This window comes from Streptomyces sp. S3(2020), assembly GCF_013044505.1.
Taxonomy (GTDB): Bacteria; Actinomycetota; Actinomycetes; order Streptomycetales; family Streptomycetaceae; genus Streptomyces.
This window is the reverse complement of record NZ_JABERD010000125.1, coordinates 22,738-29,098: the sequence shown is the minus strand read 5'-3', so window position 1 is coordinate 29,098 and position 6,361 is coordinate 22,738. Positions and strand designations below refer to the sequence as shown.

At 69.0% G+C, this 6,361-nt stretch carries 8 protein-coding genes and 1 pseudogene; 2 read left to right on the top strand and 7 right to left on the bottom strand.

What is annotated here, in order from left to right; genetic code table 11:
• The 7 genes and pseudogenes from HLK59_RS50535 to HLK59_RS52095 all read right to left on the bottom strand — a co-directional run.
• Positions 1-327 (bottom strand): annotated as a pseudogene (locus HLK59_RS50535) (hypothetical protein); the annotation flags it as partial.
• Positions 328-416: 89 nt separating this feature from the next.
• Positions 417-1,793: a cytochrome P450 gene (locus HLK59_RS31850; RefSeq protein WP_171145030.1), complete on the bottom strand. Its 1,377-nt coding sequence runs from the start codon at positions 1,791-1,793 to the stop codon at positions 417-419.
• Between the two features lie 9 nt (positions 1,794-1,802).
• The gene (locus HLK59_RS31845; RefSeq protein WP_171145029.1) at positions 1,803-2,363 is read right to left on the bottom strand and encodes an ATP/GTP-binding protein; all 561 of its coding nucleotides are present in this window, start codon (positions 2,361-2,363) and stop codon (positions 1,803-1,805) included.
• A 5-nt stretch (positions 2,364-2,368) separates the two neighbouring features.
• The gene (locus HLK59_RS31840) at positions 2,369-2,755 is read right to left on the bottom strand and encodes a DUF742 domain-containing protein (protein ID WP_171145028.1); all 387 of its coding nucleotides are present in this window, start codon (positions 2,753-2,755) and stop codon (positions 2,369-2,371) included.
• The gene (locus HLK59_RS31835; RefSeq protein WP_171145034.1) at positions 2,748-3,575 is read right to left on the bottom strand and encodes a roadblock/LC7 domain-containing protein; all 828 of its coding nucleotides are present in this window, start codon (positions 3,573-3,575) and stop codon (positions 2,748-2,750) included. Before HLK59_RS31835 ends, HLK59_RS31840 begins: the two co-directional genes overlap by 8 nt.
• A 20-nt stretch (positions 3,576-3,595) precedes the next feature.
• The gene (locus HLK59_RS31830) at positions 3,596-4,762 is read right to left on the bottom strand and encodes a sensor histidine kinase (RefSeq protein WP_206327828.1); all 1,167 of its coding nucleotides are present in this window, start codon (positions 4,760-4,762) and stop codon (positions 3,596-3,598) included.
• A gap of 320 nt (positions 4,763-5,082) precedes the next feature.
• Positions 5,083-5,211, bottom strand: a complete 129-nt coding sequence (locus HLK59_RS52095; RefSeq protein ID WP_277349546.1) for a hypothetical protein — start codon at positions 5,209-5,211, stop codon at positions 5,083-5,085.
• Between the two features lie 247 nt (positions 5,212-5,458).
• Here HLK59_RS52095 and HLK59_RS31825 point away from each other — a divergent pair, with 247 nt between their 5' ends.
• Both HLK59_RS31825 and HLK59_RS31820 read left to right on the top strand, forming a co-directional pair.
• Positions 5,459-5,773 (top strand): hypothetical protein, encoded by a 315-nt coding sequence (locus HLK59_RS31825; protein ID WP_171145027.1) that lies wholly within the window; start codon positions 5,459-5,461, stop codon positions 5,771-5,773.
• A gap of 343 nt (positions 5,774-6,116) precedes the next feature.
• A complete protein-coding gene (locus tag HLK59_RS31820; RefSeq protein WP_037751662.1) occupies positions 6,117-6,320 on the top strand; it encodes a cold-shock protein in 204 nt (67 codons plus the stop codon).
• Positions 6,321-6,361 lie beyond the last annotated feature (41 nt).

The window sequence follows — 6,361 nt, the reverse complement described above, 5'->3', positions numbered from 1 at the left end:
ACCTGGCTCGAACCGGACACCGAATGGCGAGAGCAGCAGGGTGCGCGCACCCGCTGGAGCGCCCCCTCCTCCCGGGAGATCAGTCGCACCCTGCTGCTCTCGCCATTCGGTGTCCGGTTCGAGCCAGGTGGCGCCGCGGAGCACCTGCTCACAGGTGGCGTAGCTGCTGATGAGCAACCCGCCCCAGGGCGCGTGGCTGACTTCGCCGCGCGCCCTGAGCTCCGCGTAGATGGGGAACGGGTCGGCCTGTCCTTCGGCCGTCCGAAGACGGGAGAACAGGGAAATGGTCGCCCGACGGTCCGAGGACGGAGTCGCGAGACTTCCCACGATGACGGCTCCTTTCTGCCAGCCGCCATCCGTACCCGCGGGATGCTTTAAGCATCCAATAACGCAGTGTTCTCGTAGGGTTACTTACGTCACTCGCCATTGACCCAGGCGCGGAAACGGCTGAACAGACCGCCCTTGGGACGCGGTGCGGCGTGGGCCGGACGGCCGCCCGGGGACGGCTGCGGGACGGGGGCGGTGGAGTGCACCGCCTGCACGGAGGACGGTGTCGCGGGCCGGGTACGGGCCGCGGGTGCCACGGTGCGGGGGGTGTACCGGATGGGCACGGTGACCAGCGAGCGGCTCCAGGGCGTTGCCACCCAGGAGAGCTCCTTGAAGGGGACGCGCATCTCGACATCGGGCAGCCGGTTGAGCAGCGACTCCACGGCGGTGGCCGCGATCATGAACGCGGGGTCCTTGGCCGGGCACGCGTGCGGGCCGGCACCGAAGGCGAGATGGGCCTTGGAGCTGAGCTGTTCGCGGTGCTCGGTCAGCTTGGGGTCGGTGTTGGCCGCCGCGAAGGAGATCAGGACGGGGTCGCCGGCCCGCAGGGTCCGGCCGCCCAGCTCGACTTCCTGAGTGGGGTAGTGGGCCGCGTAGTTGGCGATCGGGGCGTAGTTCCACAGGGTCTTCACGACCGCGTCCTCGGCGGGCATGCCGCTGGGCCAGTCGTCGCTGAGATACAGCGCGGCGCTCGTGCCGATCGAGGCCGACAGGGGCGCGGTGCCGCCGGAGAGCAGGGTCACCAGCTGGTGCAGCACCTCCTCGTCGGTCAGCCGGGCGGAGTGCACCATCAGCCGGGTGGTGAGGTCCTCACCGGGCTCCCGGCGCTTGAGGGCGATCAGTTCGGCGAGCGCGCCGCCCAGGATCTCGTCGGCACCCGGGGTGCCCTGGAAGATCCCGGTGATCCCCGCGATGACACGGTCGCCGAGCTCCGGCGGGCAGCCGAACAGGTCGCCGAAGACCAGCAGCGGCAGCGGCTGGGCGTAGGCGGCCATCAGCTCGGCCTGGCCGAGGGCCTCGGAGCTGAAACGGCTGATCAGATAGTCCGCCGACTGCTGGGTCAGCCGGACGAGCCGGCCCTGGTCGACGGTGGCGAGGCTGTCCGTGACCGCCTGCCGCAGCCGGGCGTGCGCGGCGCCGTCGCTGAACAGGGCGTTGGGACGGTAGCCCATCATGGGCAGGGCCGGGCTGTCCGCCGGCACCCGCCCTTCGTTGAGGGCGTTCCAGCGGCGCGAGTCCCGCACGAACAGGGTCGGGTTCTGGAGGATGTACAAGCTCGCGTCGTAGCTGGTCACCAGCTCGACCTCGACGTCCGGCGCGATGTCGACGGGGGTGCTGGGGCCCATCGAGCGCAGCTGGTCGTAGGTGTGCTCGGGGTCCGAGCCGAAGTCGGGCCCGTACATCGCGACGTTGCCGTGTGCGGGGCAACCGGCCGGTATCCCGGTCGGCTCGAAGGGCTGTTGCATGGTGGGCTCCTAGCCGAGTGAGGACAAGAGGTGCTTCACGAGCGTGATGAGGGCCTGCATCGAGGAGTCCTGGTCACGGACATCGCAGTCGATGACCGGTGTCTCCTCGGAGATGTTGAGTGCCTCGCACACTTCGGACAGGGGGAAGTGGTTCTTGCCGTCGAAGGTGTTGACACCGATGACGTAGGGCAGTCCGAAGGCCTCGACCAGGTCCAGGATCGGGAAGGTCTCTTCCAGCCGTTCGGGGTCGACCAGGACGAGCGCGCCCAACGCTCCTCGCGACAGGCCCTCCCACATCTGCTTGAACCGTTCCTGCCCGGGGGTTCCGAAGATGTAGAGGACAAGGTCCTCGCTGAGGGTCAGACGCCCGAAGTCCATCGCCACGGTGGTGGTCGTCTTGTCCGGGGTCTCGGAGAGGTCGTCGAGGCCCTCACTGGCCTCGGTTATCTCCTCTTCGGTCTGCAGCGGCTCGATCTCGGAGACGCTTCCGATGTATGTGGTCTTCCCGACCGCGAAGTGGCCCACGACCAGGACTTTCACGGAGCGGGAGACGTCGGGATCCAGATACAAGGCGGTTACGCTCCGGTTCGAATTCGCATCAGGCCGTCGAGCACGGCGGTGAGCAGGACGGGGTCATGGCGTTCGGCATGCGGCACCGGATTACGCACATGAATGAGGCCGTCCTCGGCCATCTGGGCCAGCAGGATGCGCACGATGCCCAGGGGCAGCCGTGTGTGGGCGGCGACCTCGGCGACCGAGAGGTAGCCGTCCGCGATCAGGTCCATGACCGTCCGGGATTCCGGGGCCAGGGTGCGGGTCGCGGCCGAGGCACCTTCCTGGGCCGTGATCATCGTGGTGTGCTCGTACTCGCTGTCCCGGGGCAGTGCGCGTCCCCCCGCAACGATGAAGAGGGGGACTAACGGGGCCGTCAACTCGATCTCGCCGGACGGGTCGTCATGCATCGCTGGCCCTCTCTCCCTGCGCGACCGTCCGCGAGATGAGCGCGGGCATCGCGTCACTCAGATGTGCGGTGAAGTCCTCGATGTCGCAGTCGTGCTCGGCCGCCGCCGCCAGGAAGTCGCCGTCGCCGGCCGCGATCAGGAAGATCCAGCCGTGCTGGAACTCGATGACCGTCTGACTCCACTCGTCGTCCTGCGCCCCGCCCGCGAACGGCGCGGTGGCCCGGCTGTAGGCGTGGATGCCCGTCATGGCCGCCGAGATGGTGTCCGCGAGGTCCCTGCCGATCCCCGTGCTCGCCCCGCGCGGCAGCCCGTTCGCACCGAGCAGCAGCGCGTGCACTGCGCCCGGTACCGAGGCCACGGCCTTGTCGAGCTCGCCGAGAACGGTGACCGACCTGTCCGCCTCCTCGCGCAGTGCCTCGGCGTTCTCCCCGGACTGCTCCGCGTCACCGGTGCTCACCCGCGGCGGGGCGGTGAGGTTGTTGCCCAGCCGGGCGACCAGCCGGTTCATACGGAAGCTGAGCTGCTCCATGTCCACGTCGGGCTCGGCGGCGGCAGCCAGATAGGCACCCTGCCCGGCCCCGATCAGGAACACCCAACCGTGCTGGAACTCGATCACGGTCTGGATCCACGCCCGGTCCTGAGAGGTCCCGGCGAAGTGGGCGGTGGCCCGGCTGAGCGACTGCATCCCGGCCATGGCCGCGGAGATGGTGCGTACGTCCTGGCCGGTCAGGCCGTCCGTGGCCCCGCGCGGAATGCCGTCCGCGGACAGCACCACGGCGTGCCGCGCTCTGGGCACGTTGTCGACGATGTCCTGGACCATCCACGACAGGTCTGTCGTACTCATGCGTTGTCAGACCCTCCGGGCGTCGGGGTGTCCAGAGAGGCCACGTCACGCGCGGTCTGCGTACCGCGCTGCAGAGCGGCCAGGCTGCCGGCGCCACGGCGGACGGTTCGCCTGGCCGGTGTCTCCCCGTTGCCGGAGTTGCCGTTGGGCGACATACGGGCACCGCGCTTCGGCAGGCCGCCCGCGGTGCGGGAGGTCTCCACCGACACGGGCCGGATGTTGCTCACGGGCGCCTCGGTGGCCGGCGGCAGGGCTTCCTCCATGGTCCACAGCTCCTCGGGCAGCAGGACGACGGCGCGCACACCGCCGTATCGGGAGACGCCGGTGACGTCCACCTTGAAGCCGTGCTGGCGGGCGATCAGACCGATGACAGGGAAGCCGAACTTCGGCTGGGTGCCCAGCTGGGAGAGCCGGGGGACGTCGTCACCGGACAGCAGCGCGCTGGACCGCTGCCGTTCCTCGTCGCCCATGCCGACGCCGGCGTCGTCGATGATGATGCACAGGTTCTTCTGGGCCTGACGGAACGTCACCTCGATCGGTGCGTCCGCCTGGGAGAAGCTGGCGGCGTTGTCGAGCAGTTCGGCGACGGCCAGGGCGACCGGCGCGACGGCGGAGGCCTTCAGTGCGATGCCGCTGGGCTGCATGATCTCGACCCGCTGGAAGTTACGGATCTGGCTCTGGGCGCTGCGGACGACGTCGTAGACGCTGGCCGGCTGGTTGCGGCGGCCCAGCGGCGCACCGCACATGACCGCGATGCCCTGGGCCTTGCGGGCCATCTGGGCATTGGCGTGGGTGATGTCCATCAGATCGGCCAGGACCGCGTGGCCGCCGTACTCGCGCTGGACCCCGTCCAGCAGCGTGGTCTGCTCGGCCGCGAGGCTCTGAAGGAAGCGGGCGGCGCCCTTGAGGACCGCCTTGGTGTTCTCCTCGGCGGCCTGCTCCGCCTCCCGGATGACAGCGTCCTGGTCGTTGCGGACCCTGGACAACTCGCTCTGTGTGCGGCCCAGTTCGTCCTGGCTGAACTGGAGCCGCGCCTCCAGCGCGGTCTCGGACTCCCTCTTCCTCCTTGTCAGGCCTCTGCTTCGGAGCACGAGCGCCACGACGGCGGCTACGGCTATCACCGCTATCGCGACCAGGCACCAAAGAAGCACGTCTTGAGTCATGGAAACCTTTCCCGGTGCGTGGCATGCAGGCGTCGACAAATACAGCTCGCAAGGATCCGCAACCCGTCCAGGGGGACTGCACGGCTGATGTGGGCGAACTCACCGCGTTCAGGGTTTAGGCCTGAGCAAAAGTGGATCAAGGTCGCAGACGGCGGAATGCTATCACCGTCAACCGCACTCCCGGAGGCCACCCCTCCGGGTTGAATTGCGGTCAACGCACCTGCCGTGTATGGGCCGTTGACGATGCAACAGATCCCGGAGGCCGGCCCCCTCGTCCCGCGATGGTCCGGCTGCCCGACGGGTCGAGGGCCCGGGCGGACTCAGGCATGCAGGGCGGGCCGGTGCATGGGCTCTTGGACGCGGCCGTCGAGCATCCGGCTCTCGATCAGCTCAAGGTCGCCGTGCGAGCGCAACGGCGCTCCGGACTTCGCGATGTTCGGGCCGGGCATCTGAACTTGTGGACGGCGGGTGCGACCTCCGGGCCGGCGTGCGGGGAACTTGCGCAGGTGCCGATCCGGGCGGATCAGCAACCGCGGTCGCCGCCTCCAGGTCCTCGGCCAGGTCGAGCACGACATGGACGTGCGATGCGCCGAGTGCCATGATCGCGCTGCTGTCGGGCACGGACCCGGCGCACAGGTGTCGACGCGGACCCGGCATACAAGTGTCGGCGCGGACCCGGCATACAGGAGAGAAGCCGTGAAGTTGTACGTCGCCGTGCCCTTCGCTCTGCTGGCTCTGCTCGTCGCCGCCTCGGGTGTCGCGGCGGTCGCCCGTGGCTGGGTACTGCCCATGAACCGGCACCGCGTTCGTGCCCCGCGGATCTACGGCTGGGGTCAGCTGGTGGTGGCCTTCGCGCTGGGCTGTCAGCTGGTCTTCGGGTTGGTGATCGGCGATTCCGGCGCTCGACCGCTGGGAACGCTGGTCGGCAGCGCGATTCTCGTGGCCGGCCTCGTCGTCATGATGGCGGGGCAGCTCGTCGGCGGTGACCGGAAGCGCGGTGGCACGCCGTAGCGTCGGCGACGCGTTGCGGGCACGTGCCGGGAGCGTCTCTCCTGTATGTCGGCGGAACCGGATCCGGATCCAGATCCGGCGACGATCGGCGCCCTTCGGCCTGTTCAGGCGGTTGGGGCGGGTCGGTCGGGGTTTGGGCGGGCCTTCTCGTCGGACTGGTGCGGTTCGCGGTTGTTGCTCTCTGGTGATCGTCCTTTTCGCCGTGTAGCGTCACTTCCAGCTGTCGTGGTTCGCAGTACCTGCCCGCGCTTAGGCGCGGGCGCTTTGCTGTGCAGTGCCGGACCAGGGCGATCACCTCCAGGACCGCGCGGTGCGGTTCTGACGTCTACTGAGAGGTACCAGCATGGCCAGCGGAACCGTCAAGTGGTTCAACGCGGAGAAGGGCTTCGGCTTCATCGCCCAGGACGGCGGCGGACCGGACGTCTTCGCCCACTACTCCAACATCAACGCCTCCGGCTTCCGTGAGCTCCAGGAAGGCCAGGCGGTGACCTTCGACATCACCCAGGGCCAGAAGGGCCCGCAGGCGGAGAACATCACCCCCGCCTAGTACGGAAGCCGGCCCTCGGCTTCGAGGACCGGCGACTCCCG